12 protein-coding genes are annotated in these 19,377 nt (G+C 58.4%); 7 read left to right on the top strand and 5 right to left on the bottom strand.

The window, feature by feature from the left end:
• Window positions 1–123 precede the first annotated feature (123 nt).
• The 6 genes from ACOYXH_RS10525 to ACOYXH_RS10550 all read left to right on the top strand — a co-directional run bounded on the left by ACOYXH_RS10525 (window position 124) and on the right by ACOYXH_RS10550 (window position 12,615).
• On the top strand, window positions 124–1,431 hold the full coding sequence (locus ACOYXH_RS10525; RefSeq protein ID WP_095126254.1) for an MdtA/MuxA family multidrug efflux RND transporter periplasmic adaptor subunit: 1,308 nt from the start codon (window positions 124–126) through the stop codon (window positions 1,429–1,431).
• Window positions 1,428–4,529: an MdtB/MuxB family multidrug efflux RND transporter permease subunit gene (locus tag ACOYXH_RS10530; RefSeq protein ID WP_460411455.1), complete on the top strand. Its 3,102-nt coding sequence runs from the start codon at window positions 1,428–1,430 to the stop codon at window positions 4,527–4,529. The genes ACOYXH_RS10525 and ACOYXH_RS10530 overlap by 4 nt, the downstream gene beginning before the upstream one ends.
• Window positions 4,530–4,671: 142 nt before the next feature.
• A complete protein-coding gene (locus ACOYXH_RS10535; protein ID WP_095050717.1) occupies window positions 4,672–7,779 on the top strand; it encodes an efflux RND transporter permease subunit in 3,108 nt (1,035 codons plus the stop codon).
• Window positions 7,776–9,248 carry an efflux transporter outer membrane subunit gene (locus ACOYXH_RS10540; protein WP_095050718.1) on the top strand — a complete coding sequence of 491 codons (1,473 nt, stop codon included), beginning with the start codon at window positions 7,776–7,778 and terminating at the stop codon, window positions 9,246–9,248. Before ACOYXH_RS10535 ends, ACOYXH_RS10540 begins: the two co-directional genes overlap by 4 nt.
• Window positions 9,249–9,591: 343 nt before the next feature.
• On the top strand, window positions 9,592–11,673 hold the full coding sequence (locus ACOYXH_RS10545; RefSeq protein WP_320414422.1) for a putative bifunctional diguanylate cyclase/phosphodiesterase: 2,082 nt from the start codon (window positions 9,592–9,594) through the stop codon (window positions 11,671–11,673).
• 195 nt (window positions 11,674–11,868) lie between these two features.
• Entirely contained in the window at window positions 11,869–12,615 is a 747-nt protein-coding gene (locus tag ACOYXH_RS10550; protein ID WP_064587387.1) for an SDR family oxidoreductase, read from the top strand.
• 121 nt (window positions 12,616–12,736) lie between these two features.
• Here the strand turns inward: ACOYXH_RS10550 and ACOYXH_RS10555 are convergent, their stop codons facing one another.
• From ACOYXH_RS10555 to ACOYXH_RS10570, 4 genes are all read right to left on the bottom strand, one after another.
• A complete protein-coding gene (locus ACOYXH_RS10555) occupies window positions 12,737–14,518 on the bottom strand; it encodes an AAA family ATPase (RefSeq protein WP_460410663.1) in 1,782 nt (593 codons plus the stop codon).
• 114 nt (window positions 14,519–14,632) lie between these two features.
• Window positions 14,633–16,042 (bottom strand): GntR family transcriptional regulator MpaR, encoded by a 1,410-nt coding sequence (gene mapR / locus ACOYXH_RS10560; RefSeq protein ID WP_007919188.1) that lies wholly within the window; start codon window positions 16,040–16,042, stop codon window positions 14,633–14,635.
• 426 nt (window positions 16,043–16,468) lie between these two features.
• Window positions 16,469–17,899: a cytochrome c oxidase accessory protein CcoG gene (ccoG, locus tag ACOYXH_RS10565; RefSeq protein ID WP_095050720.1), complete on the bottom strand. Its 1,431-nt coding sequence runs from the start codon at window positions 17,897–17,899 to the stop codon at window positions 16,469–16,471.
• Window positions 17,900–18,094: 195 nt separating this feature from the next.
• Entirely contained in the window at window positions 18,095–18,343 is a 249-nt protein-coding gene (locus ACOYXH_RS10570; protein ID WP_095126256.1) for a DUF3203 family protein, read from the bottom strand.
• A gap of 124 nt (window positions 18,344–18,467) precedes the next feature.
• Here ACOYXH_RS10570 and ACOYXH_RS10575 point away from each other — a divergent pair, with 124 nt between their 5' ends.
• Entirely contained in the window at window positions 18,468–18,980 is a 513-nt protein-coding gene (locus tag ACOYXH_RS10575; RefSeq protein ID WP_258709822.1) for an MgtC/SapB family protein, read from the top strand.
• Window positions 18,981–19,105: 125 nt separating this feature from the next.
• Here the strand turns inward: ACOYXH_RS10575 and ACOYXH_RS10580 are convergent, their stop codons facing one another.
• Window positions 19,106–19,264: a hypothetical protein gene (locus ACOYXH_RS10580; RefSeq protein WP_003224520.1), complete on the bottom strand. Its 159-nt coding sequence runs from the start codon at window positions 19,262–19,264 to the stop codon at window positions 19,106–19,108.
• Window positions 19,265–19,377: the final 113 nt, after the last annotated feature.

Below are 19,377 nucleotides of genomic sequence, written 5' to 3' on the forward strand. Positions count from 1 at the left end.
GTATCAGTGTTTTGCCTCACACCTTGAAACGTAAGGTGTAAGTAAATTGCCGGTAAAGCTGCTTTGCTAATTCCCCACCAGTGCTTATCGTTCAGCCTCCCGTAAAAGAAGCCCACGCGCCCAATGGTTAATGACTCCATGCAATCGTCCCCTCGTAACTCCCGTCGCTGGCTGATCAGCCTGCTGGTCTTGTTGGTGATCGCCGTCCTGTGCTGGAAATTCTGGCCCGCCGGTTCAGCCCACAAAGAGGGCGCTGACAAGGCGGCGGCCGGGCACACCGGGCGTTCGGGGATGATGCGGCCGGGCTTCGGAGGCGGCACCGGGCCGATTCCGGTGCGCGTGGCGCCGGCGGTTACTGGCGACTTCCCGCTGTACTACAAGGCGCTGGGCACGGTGACCGCGCTCAACACCATCAATGTGCGCAGCCGGGTGGGCGGCGAACTGGTCAAGATCAATTTCGAAGAAGGGCAGATGGTCAAGGCCGGTGACCTGTTGGCCGAGATCGACCCACGCCCGTACCAGAACGCCTTGCTGCAAGCCGAAGGCACTCTGCTGCAGAATCAGGCACAACTGAAAAACGCTCAGGTCGACGTCGAGCGTTATCGCGGTTTGTACAAAGAGGACAGCATCGCCAAACAGACGCTGGACACCGCCGAAGCGCTGGTCGGTCAGTATCTGGGCACGGTCAAGACCAACCAGGCCGCAGTCAACGACGCCAAGCTCAATCTCGAATTCACCAAGATCCGCGCGCCGATTGCCGGTCGTGTCGGCCTGCGCCAGGTCGACGTCGGCAACCTGGTGACCGCCAACGACACCACGTCCCTCGCGGTGATCACCCAGACGCAACCGATCAGTGTGGCTTTCACCTTGCCGGAAAACAGCCTGGAAACCGTGCTCGCCCGCTATCGCAGCGGCGCCAAGCTGCCGGCGGAGGCGTGGGACCGCGGCGACAGCAAACTGCAAGCCACCGGCGTTCTGCAAAGCCTCGACAACCAGATCGACGTTGCCACCGGCACCTTGAAGTTCAAGGCCCGCTACGATAACCGTGATCAGGCGCTGTTCCCCAACCAGTTCGTCAACGTTCACTTGCTCGCTGACACGCTGAAAGGCGTGGTGCTGGCACCGTCGGCGGCCATCCAGTTCGGCACCAACGGCACCTTCGTCTATGCACTGGATGGCGACAAGAAAGTCACCATTCGCCAATTGAAGATCGGCGCCAGTGATGGCGAAAACACCGTGGTCACCGAAGGCCTGGCTGCCGGCGACCGCGTGGTGCTGGAAGGTACTGACCGTCTGAAGGAGGGCAGTGAAGTGGAAGTGGTCAACGACAGCAATCAAGTGCCGACCACCCCGACCGAACACCTGCAAGGCAAATCTGCCGCCACCCCGACTGACGCTGCTGTCACCGACAAGGCCAAGAAGGGCGCATGAACATTTCGCGGCTGTTCATCCTCCGACCGGTAGCCACCACCCTGAGCATGCTGGCCATTGTTCTGGCCGGCCTGATCGCTTACCGCCTGCTGCCGGTGTCGGCGCTGCCACAGGTTGATTACCCGACCATCCGTGTCATGACCTTGTATCCCGGCGCCAGCCCGGACGTGATGACCAGTGCCGTGACTGCACCGCTCGAGCGCCAGTTCGGGCAGATGCCGGGCTTGACGCAAATGGCCTCGACCAGTTCCGGCGGTGCGTCGGTGCTGACCCTGCGTTTCAGCCTCGACATCAACATGGACGTCGCCGAACAGCAGGTGCAAGCCGCGATCAACGCCGCGACCAATCTGCTGCCCACCGATTTGCCGGCACCGCCGGTGTACAACAAGGTCAACCCGGCGGACACCCCGGTCCTGACCCTGGCGATTACCTCGAAAACCATGCTGCTGCCCAAGCTCAATGACCTGGTCGATACGCGCATGGCGCAGAAAATCGCCCAGATCAGCGGCGTCGGCATGGTCAGCATTGCCGGCGGCCAGCGTCAGGCCGTGCGCATCAAGGTCAACCCGGAAGCGTTGGCGGCCAACAGCTTGAACCTGGCGGACGTGCGCACCTTGATCAGTGCTTCCAACGTCAACCAGCCGAAGGGCAACTTTGACGGCCCGACGCGGGTGTCGATGCTCGACGCCAACGACCAACTGACCTCGCCCAAGGATTACGCCAACCTGATCCTCGCCTACAAAAACGGCGCGCCGTTGCGGCTCAAGGACGTGGCGGAAATTGTCGATGGCGCCGAGAACGAACGTCTCGCTGCGTGGGCCAACCAGAATCAGGCGGTATTGCTGAACATCCAGCGTCAGCCGGGTGCCAACGTGATCGAGGTGGTCGACCGTATCAAGGCGCTGCTGCCGAGCATCACCGACAACCTGCCGGCCGGCCTCGAAGTGACGGTGCTGACCGACCGCACGCAGACCATCCGCGCCTCGGTCACTGACGTGCAACACGAATTGCTGATCGCCATCGCCCTGGTGGTGATGGTGACGTTTCTGTTCCTGCGGCGCGCCAGTGCCACGATCATTCCGTCGGTGGCGGTGCCTCTGTCGCTGATCGGCACTTTCGGCGTGATGTATCTGGCCGGCTTCTCGGTCAACAACCTGACCTTGATGGCGCTGACCATTGCCACCGGTTTTGTGGTCGATGATGCCATCGTCATGCTCGAGAACATTGCGCGTTTCATCGAAGAGGGCGACAGCCCGATGCAGGCCGCGCTCAAAGGTGCCAAGCAAATTGGTTTCACCCTGATTTCCCTGACCCTATCGCTGATCGCAGTATTGATTCCGCTGTTGTTCATGGCCGACGTGGTCGGGCGGCTGTTCCGCGAGTTTGCCATCACCCTGGCCGTGGCGATCCTGATTTCGCTGGTGGTCTCGCTGACCCTGACGCCGATGATGTGCGCGCGTCTGCTCAAACGCGAACCGGAAGAACACGAGCAGGGCCGTTTCTATCGGGCCAGTGGCGCGGTGATTGACTGGATGATTGCCGAGTACGGGCGGATGCTGCGCTGGGTGCTCAAGCACCAGCCACTGACCTTGCTGGTGGCCATCGCTACGCTGGGGTTGACCGTATTTCTTTACATGGTCGTGCCGAAAGGCTTCTTCCCGGTGCAGGACACCGGGGTGATTCAGGGCATTTCCGAAGCGCCGCAATCGATCTCCTTCGCGGCGATGGGCGAGCGTCAGCAGCAACTGGCGAAAATCATTCTGCAAGATCCGGCGGTGCAGAGCCTGTCGTCTTACATCGGTGTCGACGGCGATAACGCCACGCTCAACAGCGGCCGCTTGCTGATCAACCTCAAGCCCCATGGCGATCGCGATCTAAGCGCCACTGAAGTGATTGCGCGCCTGCAACCGCAATTGGACAAACTGGTCGGCATCCGCCTGTTCATGCAGCCGGTGCAGGACCTGACCATCGAAGACCGTGTCAGCCGGACCCAGTATCAGTTCAGCATGTCCTCGCCGGATTCCGAACTGCTCAGCCAGTGGAGCGGGCGACTGGTCGAAGCGCTAGCCCAGCGGCCGGAACTGACTGACGTTGCCAGTGATTTGCAGGACAAGGGCCTGCAGGTTTATCTGGTGATCGATCGCGATGCCGCCTCACGCCTTGGTGTTTCGGTGGCGAACATCACCGATGCGCTCTATGACGCTTTTGGCCAGCGGCAGATCTCGACCATTTACACCCAGGCGAGCCAGTACCGCGTGGTGCTGCAAGCCCAGGCCGGAGAGAAGATCGGCCCGCAGGCGCTGGACCAGATTCACGTCAAGACCACCGATGACGCGCAGGTACGCCTGTCGAGTCTGGCTCATATCGAGGAGCGTCAGGCGCAACTGGCGATCACCCATATTGGCCAGTTCCCGGCCGTAATGATGTCGTTCAACCTCGCGCCCGGTGTGGCGCTGGGGCATGCGGTCGACATCATTGAACAGGTGCAGAAGGACATCGGCATGCCGGTCGGCGTGCAGACCCAGTTCCAGGGCGCGGCCGAAGCGTTCCAGGCTTCGCTGTCGAGCACCTTGCTGCTGATTCTGGCGGCGGTGGTGACCATGTACATCGTGCTGGGCGTGCTGTACGAGAGCTACATTCACCCGATCACCATTCTCTCGACCTTGCCGTCGGCGGCCGTCGGTGCTTTGCTGGCGTTGCTGCTCAGCGGCAATGATCTGGGCATGATCGCGATCATCGGCATCATCTTGCTGATCGGTATCGTCAAGAAAAACGCGATCATGATGATCGACTTCGCCCTCGATGCTGAGCGCACGCAAGGCATGGCGCCGGAACAGGCGATCTATCAGGCGGCGCTGTTGCGCTTCCGGCCGATTCTGATGACCACGCTGGCGGCGCTGTTTGGTGCGGTGCCGTTGATGCTCGCCACGGGCTCAGGTGCTGAATTGCGTCAGCCGCTGGGTCTGGTGATGGTCGGCGGTTTGCTGGTCAGCCAGGTGCTGACGCTGTTCACCACGCCAGTGATCTACCTGTATTTCGACCGCCTCGGCCGGCGCTTTGGCAAGACTAATGCGGATGCCGAAGAGGTGTCGGTATGACTGTCCGAACACATAACCCCTGTAGGAGTGAGCCTGCTCGCGATGAGGCCGGCACCTGCAACATCAATGTAAACAGACACACCGCTATCGCAAGCAGGCTCACTCCTACAGGGGATTGGTGTGACGTTGGGGATCGCGGTCAATGAACCTCTCCGGTCCTTTCATCAAGCGCCCGGTCGCGACGATGCTGCTGAGCCTGGCGATCATGCTGCTCGGCGGTGTCAGCTTCGGCCTGCTGCCGGTTTCGCCACTGCCGCAAATGGATTTCCCGGTGATCGTCGTGCAGGCGAGCCTTCCCGGCGCGAGCCCGGAGGTCATGGCGTCCACCGTGGCCACACCGCTGGAGCGTTCCTTCGGCGCAATCGCCGGCGTCAACACCATGAGCAGCCGCTCCAGTCAGGGTTCGACCCGGGTCATTCTGCAATTTGATCTCGACCGCGACATCAACGGTGCCGCGCGGGAAGTGCAGGCGGCAATCAACGCTTCGCGCAATCTGTTGCCAAGCGGCATGCGCAGTATGCCGACCTACAAGAAGGTCAACCCGTCGCAGGCACCGATCATGGTGCTGTCGCTGACCTCCGATGTGCTGGAAAAAGGCCAGCTCTACGATCTGGCCTCGACCATTCTGTCCCAGAGCCTGTCGCAAGTGCAGGGCGTCGGTGAAGTGCAGATCGGCGGCAGTTCGCTGCCGGCGGTGCGCATCGAGCTCGAACCGCAGGCGCTGAACCAGTACGGTGTAGCGCTCGACGATGTGCGCAAGACCATCGCCGATGCCAACGTACGCCGGCCGAAGGGTTCGGTCGAGGACGGTCAACGCCTGTGGCAGATCCAGGCCAATGACCAGTTGGAGAAAGCCAAGGATTACGAGTCACTGATCATCCACTACGCCGACGGCGCCGCGCTGCGCCTCAAGGACGTGGCCAAGGTCAGCGACGGCGTCGAAGACCGCTACAACAGTGGTTTCTTCAACGATGACGCGGCGGTGCTGCTGGTGATCAACCGCCAGGCCGGCGCCAACATCATCGAGACGGTCAACGAGATCAAGGCGCAATTGCCGGCCTTGCAAGCGGTGTTGCCGGCCAGCGTAAAGCTGAATCTGGCCATGGACCGCTCGCCGGTGATCAAGGCGACGCTGCATGAAGCTGAGATGACCTTGCTGATTGCCGTGGCGCTGGTGATTCTGGTGGTATTCCTGTTCCTCGGTAACTTCCGCGCCTCGCTGATTCCGACACTGGCCGTGCCGGTGTCGCTGGTTGGCACCTTTGCGGTGATGTACCTCTACGGTTTCTCGCTGAACAACCTCTCGCTCATGGCGCTGATCCTCGCTACAGGATTGGTGGTGGACGACGCCATCGTGGTGCTGGAGAACATCTCGCGGCACATCGACGAAGGCGTCAAACCGATGCAGGCCGCGTACCTCGGGGCCAAGGAAGTCGGCTTTACCTTGCTGTCGATGAACGTTTCGCTGGTCGCAGTGTTCCTCTCGATCCTGTTTATGGGCGGGATTGTCGAGAGTCTGTTTCGCGAATTTTCCATCACCCTGGCGGCGGCCATCGTCGTATCGCTGGTGGTTTCGCTGACGTTGACGCCGATGCTTTGCGCCCGTTGGCTCAAGCCGCACACGCCGGGGCAGGAAAATCGCCTGCAACGCTGGAGCCGCCGCACCAACGACTGGATGGTCGGCAAGTACGCCACCAGCCTCGATTGGGTGTTGCGTCACCGCCGCTTGACCTTGCTCAGCCTGCTGATCACCGTCGGCGTCAACGTCGCGCTGTACGTAGTGGTGCCGAAAACATTCATGCCGCAGCAGGACACCGGCCAGTTGATCGGTTTTGTGCGCGGCGACGACGGCCTGTCGTTCAGCGTGATGCAGCCGAAAATGGAAATCTTCCGCCGCGCGGTGCTCAAGGACGAAGCAGTGGAAAGCGTCGCCGGGTTCATTGGCGGCAGCAACGGCACCAACAACGCGTTCATGATTGTGCGTCTAAAACCGATCAAGGAGCGGCAACTGTCGGCACAGAAAGTCATCGAGCGTCTGCGTAAGGAAATGCCCAAAGTGCCCGGTGCGCAGTTGATGCTGATGGCCGACCAGGATCTGCAATTTGGCGGCGGTCGCGAGCAGACCAGTTCGCAATACAGCTACATCCTGCAAAGCGCCGACCTCGGCGAGTTGCGTAAATGGTTTCCGAAAGTGGTCGCGGCATTGCGAGCCCTGCCCGAATTGACCGCCATTGATGCCCGAGAAGGCGCCGGGGCGCAACAAGTGACGCTGATTGTCGACCGCGACCAGGCCAAACGCCTCGGTGTCGACATGAACATGGTCACGGCGGTGCTGAACAACGCCTACAGCCAGCGGCAGATCTCGACGATCTACGACAGCCTCAACCAGTATCAGGTGGTGATGGAGGTCAATCCGAAATACGCCCAGGATCCGGTGACGCTCAAGCAAGTGCAGGTGATCACCGCTGACGGTGCGCGGGTGCCGCTGTCGACGTTCGCTCATTACGAAAACAGCCTGGAAGACGACCGCGTCAGCCACGAAGGCCAGTTCGCCTCCGAAGACATTTCCTTCGACATGGCCGAAGGCGTGACGGTGGAGCAGGGCAGTGCCGCGATCGAGCGGGCGATTGCCAAGCTCGGCCTGCCGGAAGACGTCATCGCGAAAATGGCCGGCACTGCCGACGCCTTCGCCGCGACGCAGAAGAGCCAGCCGTTCATGATTCTCGGCGCGTTGCTGGCGGTGTATCTGGTGCTGGGCGTGCTGTATGAAAGCTACATCCATCCGCTGACGATTCTGTCGACCCTGCCGTCGGCCGGTGTCGGTGCGTTGCTGTCGATCTATGCGCTGGGCGGCGAGTTCAGCCTGATCTCGCTGCTCGGGCTGTTCCTGCTGATTGGCGTGGTGAAGAAAAACGCCATTCTGATGATCGACCTTGCGCTGCAACTGGAACGGCATCAGGGCCTTACCCCGCTGGAATCGATCCGCAGCGCCTGTCTGCAACGGCTACGACCGATCCTGATGACTACGCTGGCGGCGATTCTCGGTGCCTTGCCATTGCTGCTCGGCCGGGCCGAGGGCGCGGAAATGCGCCAGCCGCTGGGCCTCACCATCATCGGCGGGCTGATCTTCAGTCAGGTGCTGACGCTTTACACCACGCCTGTGGTTTACCTCTATCTCGACAAGCTGCGCCATCGTTTCAACAAATGGCGTGGCGTGCGTACTGACGCCGCTCTGGAAACTCCGCTATGACTGACCGTTCGCTTATCAATCTGGCCACTGTTCGGGGCTCGCGCTTGCTGAGCCTGTCACTGTGCGTGGCGATGCTCAGTGCCTGCGCCGTCGGCCCGGACTATCAACGCCCGCAGACGGCCGAAATCTCCCAGTATAAGGAAGCCGCGGGCTGGACCCAGGCCAACCCGAGCGACTCGCTGGCCCGTGGTGCGTGGTGGGAGTTGTATGGCGATCAGCAGCTCAACGGGCTGATCGAAAAACTCAACAATTCCAACCAGACCGTCGCGCAGTCGGAAGCCCAGTACCGCCAGGCTCAGGCCTTGGTGCGCAGTGCCCGTGGCGCGTTTTATCCCAAAGTAGACTTGAGCCTGGGCAAGACCCGCTCCAGTCAGGGCACCGGCAGCAGCAGTTCGAGCCTGAGCAGTTCCTCCAGTGGCATCCGCGACACCTATAACGCCGAACTTGGCGTCAGTTGGGAAGCCGATGTCTGGGGCAAATTGCGCCGTGGTCTGGAAGCCGATGAGGCCAGTGCTCAGGCCAGTTTTGCCGATCTGGCCGCCATGCGCCTGAGCCAGCAGTCGGAGTTGGTGCAGAACTACCTGCAACTGCGCGTGATCGATCAGCAAAAACGCCTGCTCGAAGCCACGGTTGCCGCTTACGAACGTTCGCTGAAAATGACCCAGAATCAGTACCGCGCCGGGGTTTCCGGGCGTGATGCAGTGGCGCAGGCGCAGACGCAACTGAAAAGCACCCAGGCTGATCTGGTCGACCTGATCTGGCAGCGCGCGCAGTTCGAAAACGCCATTGCCGTGCTGACCGGGCAGGCGCCGGCGGACTTCAACATTGCCGAAGTACAGACCATTCCAAAGCTGCCGCAGGTGCCGTTGAGCCTGCCCTCGCAGTTGCTTGAGCGGCGTCCGGACATCGCTTCGGCAGAGCGTTCGGTGATTGCCGCCAACGCCAATATCGGCGTGGCCAAAGCGGCGTATTACCCGGACCTGAGCCTGAGTCTGAGCGGCGGTTACAGCAGCAGTACCTCGCAGAACCTGGTCAGCCTGCCGAACCGCTTCTGGTCGGTGGGGCCAAAACTGGCGCTGCCGTTGTTTGACGGTGGCATTCGTTCGGCAGAAGTCGACCGCACTGAAGCGGTGTACGACCAGACCGTGGCCAAGTACCGCCAGACTGTGCTCGACGGTTTCCGCGAGGTGGAAAACTATCTGGTGCAGCTCAAGGTGTACGAAGATGAAGCGGCGGTGCGCCAGGAAGCCCTTGATGCGGCCCGCGACTCCCTGCGCCTGACGGAAAACCAGTATAAGGCTGGGTTGATTGCCTACATCGATGTGGTGGTGGTGCAAGCGACAGCGTTGAGCAATGAGCGCAATGTGCTGAACATTCTGCAAAGCCGCTTGATTGCCAGCGTGCAACTCATCGCAGCGCTGGGCGGCGGTTGGGATGGGCAACTGGATGTAAGTGATAACACCCGCTGAAGGCTGGCTTCACTGATCGTTCCCACGCTCTGCGTGGGAATGCCTCAACGGACGCTCCGCGTTTGGCTTTGAAGGGACGCGGAGCGTCCCGGGCTGCATTCCCACGCGGAGCGTGGGAACGATCAACGCGCCTATTCGCGAGCAGGCTCGCTCCCACAGTGAGTTGCGCAAGCTGCAGAAAGGCCCACTCCAGAGCCTTGCCGAACAATCAAGCAAGCGTTTCATCGGCTTGATGGCCAATTGCTCACTTTGTCAGTGCGTTCTTCTGTGCAATCAGTACAATCGCCGCATTTGCCCGACCGAGAATGGACGCAGTCCGCGTTGGGTGGCCACGAGAAATCCCATGCTCATCGGTAGTTATTCCTCCACCCTGGTTTTTATTTCGTTGTGCGTGGCGATTCTTGCTTCCTACACTGCGCTCGACCTCACCGGTCGCATTGCCACGGCCAAGGGCCGCGCGGTGCATTTCTGGACTGCCGGCGGTGCGTTTGCCATGGGCATCGGCGTCTGGTCGATGCATTTCATTGGCATGCTTGCCTTTAAACTGCCGATCGACCTTGGCTACGACATCACCCTGACCGCGCTCTCACTGTTGATTGCCGTGTTGTCCTGCGGGTTCGCCTTGTGGCTGGTCAGCCAGCCGAAACTGCCGATTCTGCAACTGGCCTTCGGTGCGCTGATCATGGGCGCCGGGATCAGTGCCATGCATTACACCGGCATGGCGGCGATGCGCATGACGCCGGGGATCGACTACGACCCGACGCTGTTCGGCGCTTCGTTGCTGATTGCGGTCGGCGCGTCGGCAGCGGCGCTGTGGATTGCCTTTCGCCTGCGTAAGCACTCGCCGTATGTGCGCCTGATTCGCGGCGGCGCAGCGGTCATCATGGGTATCGCCATTGTCGGTATGCACTACACCGGCATGGCCGCCGCGCAATTTCCAGACGGCAGTTTCTGCGGTGCCACCGTCAACGGTTTGAAGGGCAGCGGCCTCGACAGCCTGGTGCTGATCACCACGCTGGCGGTGCTGTCGATTGCCTTGCTCACCTCGATCCTCGACGCACGGCTTGAAGCGCGCACTGCCGATCTGGCACATTCGTTGACCGTCGCCAACCGTGAACTCACGCAGTTGGCCCTGCACGACACCCTGACCGGCCTGCCGAATCGCATGTTGCTCGACGACCGGATCAATCAGGCGATGAAAAAGGTCAACGAGCAGGGCGGCTGCTTTGCCTTGATGTTCATCGATCTGGACGGCTTCAAACCGGTTAATGATGCGTTCGGTCATCACATGGGTGATCAGTTGTTGCGCGAAGTCGGCGTGCGTCTGCGTGAAGACTTGCGCAGCCTCGACACGCTGGCGCGGATCGGTGGCGATGAATTCGTGTTACTGGTGCGCCTCAGCGAACCCAATGATGCGCTGGGACTGGCGGCGCGTCAGGTCGGTCTGATCGCACAATCATTCCGCGTTGCCGAGCATGACTTGCAGATATCCGCTAGCGTCGGCATCGCCCTGTACCCGGGCAATGGCCAGACCGCGCAGGAACTGCTGATGAACGCCGACGCGGCGATGTACCACGCCAAGGGCGGCGGCAAAAACGGTTACAGCTTTTTCGATGCGTCGATGAACAACAACGCGCGCAAGCAGTTGCAGTTGTTGCAGGACCTGCGCGCGGCGCTGGAACACAGCCAGTTCAGCTTGCATTACCAACCCAAGTTCGACGCCGCCAACGGCCGCCCGGTCGGGGCTGAAGCGCTGTTGCGCTGGCAACACCCGATTCACGGCATGCTGATGCCGGACAAGTTCATTGACCTGGCCGAAAAATCCGGGCTGATCATCCCGATCGGCGACTGGGTGCTCAACGAAGCCTGCCGCCAGATGCGCGAATGGTACGTGCTCGGTTACACCGATTGGCGTATCGCGGTGAATCTGTCGGCGTTGCAGTTCTGCCACACGGGACTGGTGCGCAGCGTGGCCAAGGCGTTGGCTACTCACCACTTGCCGGCCAACAGCCTGACCCTGGAAATCACCGAAACCACAGCGATGAGCGATGCCGATGCGAGCATGATGGTGTTGCAGGAACTGTCGGACATGGGCGTCGACCTGTCGATCGATGACTTCGGCACCGGTTATTCCAGCCTGATGTACCTCAAGCGGTTGCCGGCCAATGAGCTGAAGATTGATCGCGGTTTTGTGCGCGATCTGGAGCATGACAGCGATGATGCGGCGATTGTCTCGGCGATTGTCGCGTTGGGGCAGGCACTGGGTTTGCGCATTGTCGCTGAAGGTGTCGAGACCGGTGTGCAGCAGGCGTTTCTGACTGAACTGGGCTGTGATTCGTTGCAGGGTTATCTGCTCGGGCATCCGATGCCGGCGGAAAAATTCATGCAGGATATTGCGCGCAGTGAGCAGTCAGCGGCGGTCTGATCGACCGCGTTATCGTTCTTCGCGAGCAAGCTCACTCCCACATTTGGAATGCACACCCCTGTGGGAGCGACGGTGCGACGATTCGACCTGCTCGCGAAGGCGTCCGGCCCGACACAACAGACCTCATGCAAAACCCGCCAATGGCGGTTATTCTTCCCCCCGACTGTTACGTGTGCATTTGGGGGAAAGGCCAGCATGGATAAAGTCATTGTGATCACCGGTGGCGGGCGCGGGATTGGCGCCGCTACGGCGCTGTTGGCTGCCGAGCAAGGTTATCGGATCTGCATCAACTATCAGTCGGATGAGCAAGCTGCGCAAAGCGTGCTCGAGCAAGTTCGCGCATTGGGCGCCCAGGCCATCGCCGTGCGTGCCGACGTCAGCATCGAAGACGAAGTGATCGCATTGTTCCATCGGGTCGACACCGAGTTGGGCCGCGTCACCGCGCTGGTGAACAACGCCGGCACTGTCGGACACAAATCGCGGGTCGACGAAATGTCCGAATTCCGCATCCTCAAAATCATGAAAACCAATGTCCTGGCGCCGATCCTCTGCGCCAAGCACGCGATCCTGCGCATGTCGCCCAAGCATGGCGGGCAGGGCGGCAGTATCGTCAACGTCTCGTCGGTGGCCGCGCGTCTCGGTTCACCCAACGAGTACGTTGACTACGCCGCATCCAAAGGCGCGCTCGACACCTTCACCATCGGTTTGTCCAAGGAAGTGGCGGGCGAGGGGATTCGGGTCAACGCGGTGCGCCCGGGTTACATTTATACCGATTTCCATGCATTGAGCGGCGATCCGGATCGGGTCAGCAAGCTCGAGTCGGCGATTCCGATGGCCCGTGGCGGACGGCCGGATGAGGTGGCGGAGGCGATTGTCTGGTTGTTGTCGGATAAGGCTTCGTATGCGACGGGTACGTTTGTTGATTTGGGGGGTGGGCGATAACTCTGACGAGCACCCGTCACGAATCGGCGGCAGCACCTAGATTTTTTAATACACTTCTCTAGGTGCTTGCCAGGTATTGAGTTTTTCCAGTTTTTAGCAGAATGATGGTTTAAATAGCGTTTTAAATATGGTTGGATGCGCAGATTAAATTGATTATCTCGGCGACCTTTTCTTCAAGGTCAAGAACTGCAAAGTCTGGTGTTTGCAAGGTTATGGCTTTGGCAATTTTTACCTTGTCTACTTTGTCTTGAATTTGTTTGTCTTTTTTCTCAAGCGGCAGTACATGATCGTATTGCCCGGTGGCCAATTGTTTTGAGTAGGATTTATAAGATGTGCTTAGTGCGGTTTTCATTGTTGAGTGCGGGATGTAGTTTTCTATTTCGCGGCCGGCAGTAATCCAACAAACACCTTTGTGCGCCTTGATTTCCGCTTCTATGCGACGCTTGGTTTCGTTGATGTCATCAGTGGCGCATGATTTATCGCTGTCGATAATAAAAGCTAAATTTTGATTGAGCTTATGTACTGCAATCAGTGCCTTGATATCTTCATCGCTGTGTTCATCTCTGTCGCTGGATAAATGGCTGAGTAAACGACCGCCATAAAACATAATTGAGTAATGTATTCCCTCGATGAGGGTGTCATTTTTCTCGCTTATCCAATGATTGAGATACAGGCGATCTGACGGACCCTCTACCCAGATAATACAGTTCGTTTGGAGTAGGTCTGAAGCTTTATATCCCAGATCTTGAAGTAGGTTATGCTTTGAGGGGTTGCAGTCGGCCTTGGTTATTTTTGTCTGCCCGTCTGTATTTTTTACGTGAAATATCGCAGCGTTAGGTGTGTCAATTATAGAGGCGGAATGAGTTGCGATGAAGTACTGGTTTGATGTTTCAGTTCGCAGATAGTTAATTAAGCGTCTTTGGAGTGATGGGTGTAAGTGTATTTCAGGCTCCTCGATGCATACAATCTGATTTTCTAGAAGTGTGCAAAACGAAGCAAGCATAACGACCTCATGAATTCCCGTTCCAAGGGCTGCTAGTGGGAATGCACGATCATCCATGTGAACCAGAATTTCACTTCTATTATGAGGGATCTCAATTGTTGCATCGTTTTTCTCAAGAACACTTCTTAAAAATTTGTTGATTTTATTGAATTCGTGGTGTCGATTTTTTCCATGTTTTATAGGGTTTTGCAGTTCGGCTATTTTTTCAATGAGCCCTTTTCCTGAGAAATCATCAAATTCGGCCCCGCTTGCAGAAACTTGGCGAATTGCCGGGATTATGTTGGCTTTGGGGATGTTGGTTTTTGAGCCAATGATCAATCTGTTAACAATGTAATTAAGTTTGTCTTCACTTCGGTCTATGGGGTTGCCTCCTAAGCTGGCATTGAGGAAGTTTAAATTTTCTTCGAGGTTTGGTATGTGCTTAATATCGGCGATGGATATCTCTATATCTGAAAATGTAATTTTCCGATTTTTTATTGCGGTGCCTGTAAGCCATAGGAGGTTTTCGTCTGTTAATAGCTTGTCTGCGATTGTGTTAATAATTGCCATGACAGTGCTGTCTTGAAGTAGAGCAGGCTTTTCCTTGACAGCATCTATAAATTGATTCTTAGTAATACCTAAGTTTGATCTGGCTGCTGCTGGATTGCAGTCAATATTGAGTTCGTTGCCGGTGGTGGTGAATGATATGTCCGGACTGCGGCCGTAGTTTATATTATTAAATGCGTGAGCGTAGCGGGAAATGAAATCAAGAACTGTTGATTTTCCCGAGTTGTTGGCGCCGATAAAAAAATTGAAGCGCTGGAAAGGTGCTATTGTTTGTAGTTCCTTTCCTAAACCTTTGAAGCCCGCTAGCTGTAAGCCTTTAAGGTAGATCCTGTCTGTCATGGTTTCTGATTGCATCCTGCGATCCATTTTAATTCGGTTGAGTTGTTAATAGACAATTATATCGGGTGTCAAATTTATAGTACCAATGGTGGAAGAGCAAAGCCATGTTGAGCAAACAACAGCAGTTTTTCAAAACGACCGCACAATCCGCCCCAACGTCTCCATGGCTTTTTCCGAGTCTTCAGTCCAAGGGCTGCCATAGTTCAACCGAATACAATTCCTGAAGCGCTGCGTCGGCGAAAAGATCGGCCCCGGCGCAATGCTGATCCCCTGCGCCAGTGCCATCTGAAACAACTTCAGCGAATCCATTTGCGGTGGCAGTTCCAGCCACAAAAAGTAACCGCCCGCCGGCTGGCTGACCCGCGTCTGCGCCGGGAAGTAGCGGGCAATCGCCGCGAGCATCGCGCTCTGCTGTTCTTCCAGTGCGTAACGCAGTTTGCGCAGGTGCCGGTCATAACCGCCGTGTTGCAGGTAGTCGGCAATCGCCGCTTGCGCTGGCATCGAAGCACACAGAGAGGTCATCAGTTTCAGTCGTTCGATCTTCTGCGCGTAACGCCCGGCAGCGACCCAGCCGATGCGGTAGCCGGGGGCGAGGCTTTTGGCGAATGAACCGCAGTGCATCACCAGACCTTCCGTGTCGAACGCCTTGGCCGGTTTCGGTGCTTGTTGGCCGTAATAGAGTTCGGCGTACACGTCGTCTTCGATCAGCGGCACCTGATGGCGGCGCAGCAGTTCGACCAGTTCCTGTTTCTTCGCCTCGGGCATGGTTGCGCCCATCGGGTTCTGGAAACTGGTCATGCACCAGCAGGCCTTGATCGGATGGCGTTCGAGGGTTTGCGCAAGTACGCCGAGGTCAATGCCATCGCGCGGGTGCACGGGAATTTCCACGGCTTTGAGTTTCAGCCGTTCGAGCACTTGCAGGCTGGCGTAGAACGCCGGGGCTTCGATGGCCACCAGATCGCCCGGTTCGGTGACGGCTTGCAGGCACAGGTTCAACGCTTCAAGGGCGCCGTTGGTGATCAGCAGTTCTTCCATCGGCAGCATCAGCCCGCCGACCATGTAGCGCAGGGCTATCTGCCGGCGCAGTTGCGGATTGCCCGGCGACATGTCGGTGACGACCATGCGCGGGTCCATCTCGCGGGCCGCGCTGGCCAGCGAACGCGACAGGCGCTGCAACGGGAACAGGGTCGGGCTGGGGAACGCCGAACCGAACGGCACGGTACTCGGGTCCTTGATCGAATCGAGGACCGAGAACACCAGTTCGCTGACGTCGACTTCGGTGGAATCGTTGACGTGGCTGCTGATCACCGGCTCCGAGAACGGGCTCGGTGCATGGGTGTTGACGAAATAGCCGGAGCGCGGCCGGGCGCGGATCAGGCCACGGCGTTCGAGCAGGTAATAGGCCTGGAACACCGTGGACGGGCTGACCCCGTAGGTCTGGCTGGCGTAACGCACCGAGGGCACGCGCTGGCCGGGGCCAAGGACGCCGGAGCGGATCAGTTCAGCGATGTCGTCGGCGAATTTTTCGTAGCGTTTCATCGAGGAGCCTTGGTGCTGGTTGATGATGAGGTGTGTCAGGGGAACTGCCCCTCACCCTAGCCCTCTCCCAGAGGGAGAGGGGACTGATTGGGGGATGCTTGCGAACTACACCGACCTGAAAGTGCTTTGCTGAATCCACAATCGACTCAGCCTGAAAAGTGCTTTGCTAAATCCACAATCGACTCAGCCTGAAAAGTGCTTTGCTAAATCCACAATCGACTCAGCCTGAAAAGTGCTTTGCTGAATCCATAATCGACTCAGCCTGAAAAGTGCTTTGCTGAATCCACAATCGACTCAGCCTGAAAAGTGCTTTGCTGAATCCATAATCGACTCGGTCTGTCAGGTCGATGTATAGCGACAGACACCTCGGTCGGCTCCCTCTCCCTCCGGGAGAGGGCTGGGGTGAGGGAAAAAGATTCTAACGGCTCAGCGATTCATCGGCGCAACAAACCTGCTCTTCGCCACGCTGTAAACCTCAGGCTCATCGCTGTCGACAATCTTGAAACTCAATGTCTGCGAGCTGCTGGCCGGGCGTTCCGTGGTCATCGCCACCGACACCGGCACATCGACAATCTCACCCGGGGCCAGACTCAGTTCAGTCTTGCCCTGCAACTGGAAGCCGTCGCCATCCACCAGGCTCAGGTTGTAGTCCTGGCGCTGCTGGGTCTTGTTGATGACTTTGAGGGTGTAGATGTTTTCGATCTGGCCCTGACCATTCTCGCGGAACAACCCGCGATCCTTGGTCACGTCCAGCGAGACCATCGGCCGCTCGACCAGCGCCAATGCCAATGCGCCGATCATCGCCACCAGCACCACGGTGTAACCGATCAAACGCGGACGCAGCAGGTGAGTCTTGCCACCCTGCAGTTCGCGCTCGGAACTGTAGCGGATCAAGCCGCGCGGGTAGTTCATCTTGTCCATGATCGAGTCACAAGCGTCGATGCACGCCGCGCAGCCGATGCATTCCATCTGCAGGCCATCGCGAATGTCGATGCCGGTCGGGCAGACCTGCACGCACAACTGGCAGTCGATGCAATCACCCAAGCCAGCCTCAAGCGGTTTCACGTCGCGTTTGCGCGGGCCACGGTTTTCGCCACGGGCGACGTCATAGGAAATCGCCAGGGTGTCCTTGTCGAACATCACGCTCTGGAACCGCGCATACGGGCACATGTGCATGCACACCGCCTCACGCAGCCAACCGGCGTTGATGTAGGTGGCGGCGGTGAAAAACAGCACCCAGAACAGACTGACGCCGCCAATTTGCAGGGTCAGCAGTTCTTCGGCCAGTGGCCGGATCGGGGTGAAGTAACCGACGAAGGTCAGGCCGGTCAGCACGCTGATCGCCAGCCACAAGGTGTGCTTGGCTGCACGCCGTGCCAGTTTGTTCAGGCTCCACGGTGCGGCTTGCAATTTGATGCGCTGGTTGCGCTCGCCTTCGGTGATCTTCTCGCACCACATGAAAATCCACGTCCACGAACTCTGCGGGCAGGTGTAGCCGCACCAGACCCGGCCGGCGAACACGGTGATGGCGAACAGGCCGAATGCGGCGATGATCAACAGCGCCGAGAGCAGGATGAAATCCTGCGGCCAGAACGTCGCGCCGAAGATGTGGAATTTGCTTTCGGAAAGGTCCCAGAGCACCGCCTGACGTCCGCCCCAATTCAGCCACACGGTGCCGAAAAACAGCACGAACAGAAATCCCGCGCCACTCATGCGCAGGGTGCGGAACAGACCGGTGAAGCTGCGGGTGTGGATCTGGTTGTCGCTGGATTTGGCCGTCGCCTTCATTGGACGTGCGGGCACACTTTTGATAGTTGGAGATGCTTCTACGGTTCGGACGGGGATTTGTTCGCTCATGGTTATTCGCTCATCAGCCTCCATCAGGCCAGAGCACTATGAGCGTCGATCTGTTTGCATAACAGACTCAGGTATTTCAATAAAAAGCGGATCAGATGGCTTTTTGCGCAGCGCCTGCGTCAACTTGAAGCAGCCCGCAGACAAAGGCGCAAACGCCTATCGCAGACGTTTGCGCAGGGTGTTGATCAGGGTCAGTCAAATCACCGAATCACTGTCGTCGGCTTTCAGGTGTTTGCGACCGTCCTTGGCACCGGCAACGGTCAAGGCATCGGCTTCTTTTTCGCTGATGTAAACGCGCCGGCCTTCTATTTCCACGAATGACATGGATTTTTCGCTATCCGTCATGACTTCCAGGGTGTCGCAAATGCGAATTTCCTCGCCATGTTCAACGGTGAAAAAACACACTTTCTGTTCGGGGTTGGATTGATCGACTCGAACGGGCATGAGGGCAGTCCTTTTTTCAGGGGTGTCTGAAATGTTAGGGCGCACGCTGCGCTGATCGTTCTGCGCAACTGATTAATGGTCGTCGCTGTCCATCCTCTATAGACCCAATAACAAGGACTGCACGATGAACGCGTGGTGGCATGAAGTGTGGCAAACCCTGCAGGCGGAATTCGCCGACGTCGCGGATGCGTCGCAATTGACGCGCATCACCGTGCGCCTGCTGATGGCGGCGATTCTGGGCGGCATTCTGGGGTTCGAACGTGAGCACAAGGGCAAGGCTGCCGGGGTGCGCACGCATATGTTGGTGGCGCTCGGGGCCGCGCTGTTTGTGCTGGTGCCGCAGACGTCGGGGGCGGAATCGGATGCGATGAGTCGCGTGGTGCAAGGGGTGATTGCCGGGATCGGCTTTCTCGGTGCCGGGACTATTCTGAAAAACAAGGAAGGCGATGAAGGCCATGTCAAAGGCCTGACCACGGCTGCCGGGCTGTGGATGACGGCGGCCATTGGTGTCGCTGCCGGCCTTGGCCGGGAAGCCACGGCGCTGCTCAGTACCTTACTGGCGCTGGGGATTTTCAGCGTGATGCCGCGCATCGTAAAACTCTTCGAAAAAGAAGAGGAGAAGACTGATGATCACTGACTGATCGTTGCCACGGTGATCGTTCCCACGCTCTGCGTGGGAATGCCTCAATGGACGCTCCGCGTCCGCTTTGGGACGCGGAGCGTCCGGGGCTGCATTCCCACGCGGAGCGTGGGAATGATCAGTTAGACGATGACTGGTGGCATCGTCGTTGGTGGTTCTTCTTTCGGCGGTGGCGTGGTGCCGGGTGGTTCCTGCTCGGGAATTGGCTGCGGCTCGGTCTCGGGCAGCGTGGGTTTGTCGATGTTCGGATCGGGCGTTTCGGCCGGGATCGGGATATTCATCTGATGACCTCCGTGTGGCACATGGCGTGAGAAGTGCTTAAGTGGATTGACCACCCTGCACGCAATTCGATCCGCTTTTCTGACACGGCAATTTCATCTGAACTTTTCCCGGC

It is taken from the genome of Pseudomonas sp. Mb7, from assembly GCF_054790525.1.

What these genes read in the sequence shown, in the direction of transcription:
- ACOYXH_RS10525 (WP_095126254.1), top strand. Translation starts at nt 124, where the DNA reads ATGGTTAATGACTCCATGCAATCGTCCCCTCGTAACTCCCGTCGCTGG.
- ACOYXH_RS10530 (WP_460411455.1), top strand. Translation starts at nt 1,428, where the DNA reads ATGAACATTTCGCGGCTGTTCATCCTCCGACCGGTAGCCACCACCCTG.
- ACOYXH_RS10535 (WP_095050717.1), top strand. Translation starts at nt 4,672, where the DNA reads ATGAACCTCTCCGGTCCTTTCATCAAGCGCCCGGTCGCGACGATGCTG.
- ACOYXH_RS10540 (WP_095050718.1), top strand. Translation starts at nt 7,776, where the DNA reads ATGACTGACCGTTCGCTTATCAATCTGGCCACTGTTCGGGGCTCGCGC.
- ACOYXH_RS10545 (WP_320414422.1), top strand. Translation starts at nt 9,592, where the DNA reads ATGCTCATCGGTAGTTATTCCTCCACCCTGGTTTTTATTTCGTTGTGC.
- ACOYXH_RS10550 (WP_064587387.1), top strand. Translation starts at nt 11,869, where the DNA reads ATGGATAAAGTCATTGTGATCACCGGTGGCGGGCGCGGGATTGGCGCC.
- ACOYXH_RS10555 (WP_460410663.1), bottom strand. Translation starts at nt 14,518, where the DNA reads ATGCAATCAGAAACCATGACAGACAGGATCTACCTTAAAGGCTTACAG.
- mapR (WP_007919188.1), bottom strand. Translation starts at nt 16,042, where the DNA reads ATGAAACGCTACGAAAAATTCGCCGACGACATCGCTGAACTGATCCGC.
- ccoG (WP_095050720.1), bottom strand. Translation starts at nt 17,899, where the DNA reads ATGAGCGAACAAATCCCCGTCCGAACCGTAGAAGCATCTCCAACTATC.
- ACOYXH_RS10570 (WP_095126256.1), bottom strand. Translation starts at nt 18,343, where the DNA reads ATGCCCGTTCGAGTCGATCAATCCAACCCCGAACAGAAAGTGTGTTTT.
- ACOYXH_RS10575 (WP_258709822.1), top strand. Translation starts at nt 18,468, where the DNA reads ATGAACGCGTGGTGGCATGAAGTGTGGCAAACCCTGCAGGCGGAATTC.
- ACOYXH_RS10580 (WP_003224520.1), bottom strand. Translation starts at nt 19,264, where the DNA reads ATGAATATCCCGATCCCGGCCGAAACGCCCGATCCGAACATCGACAAA.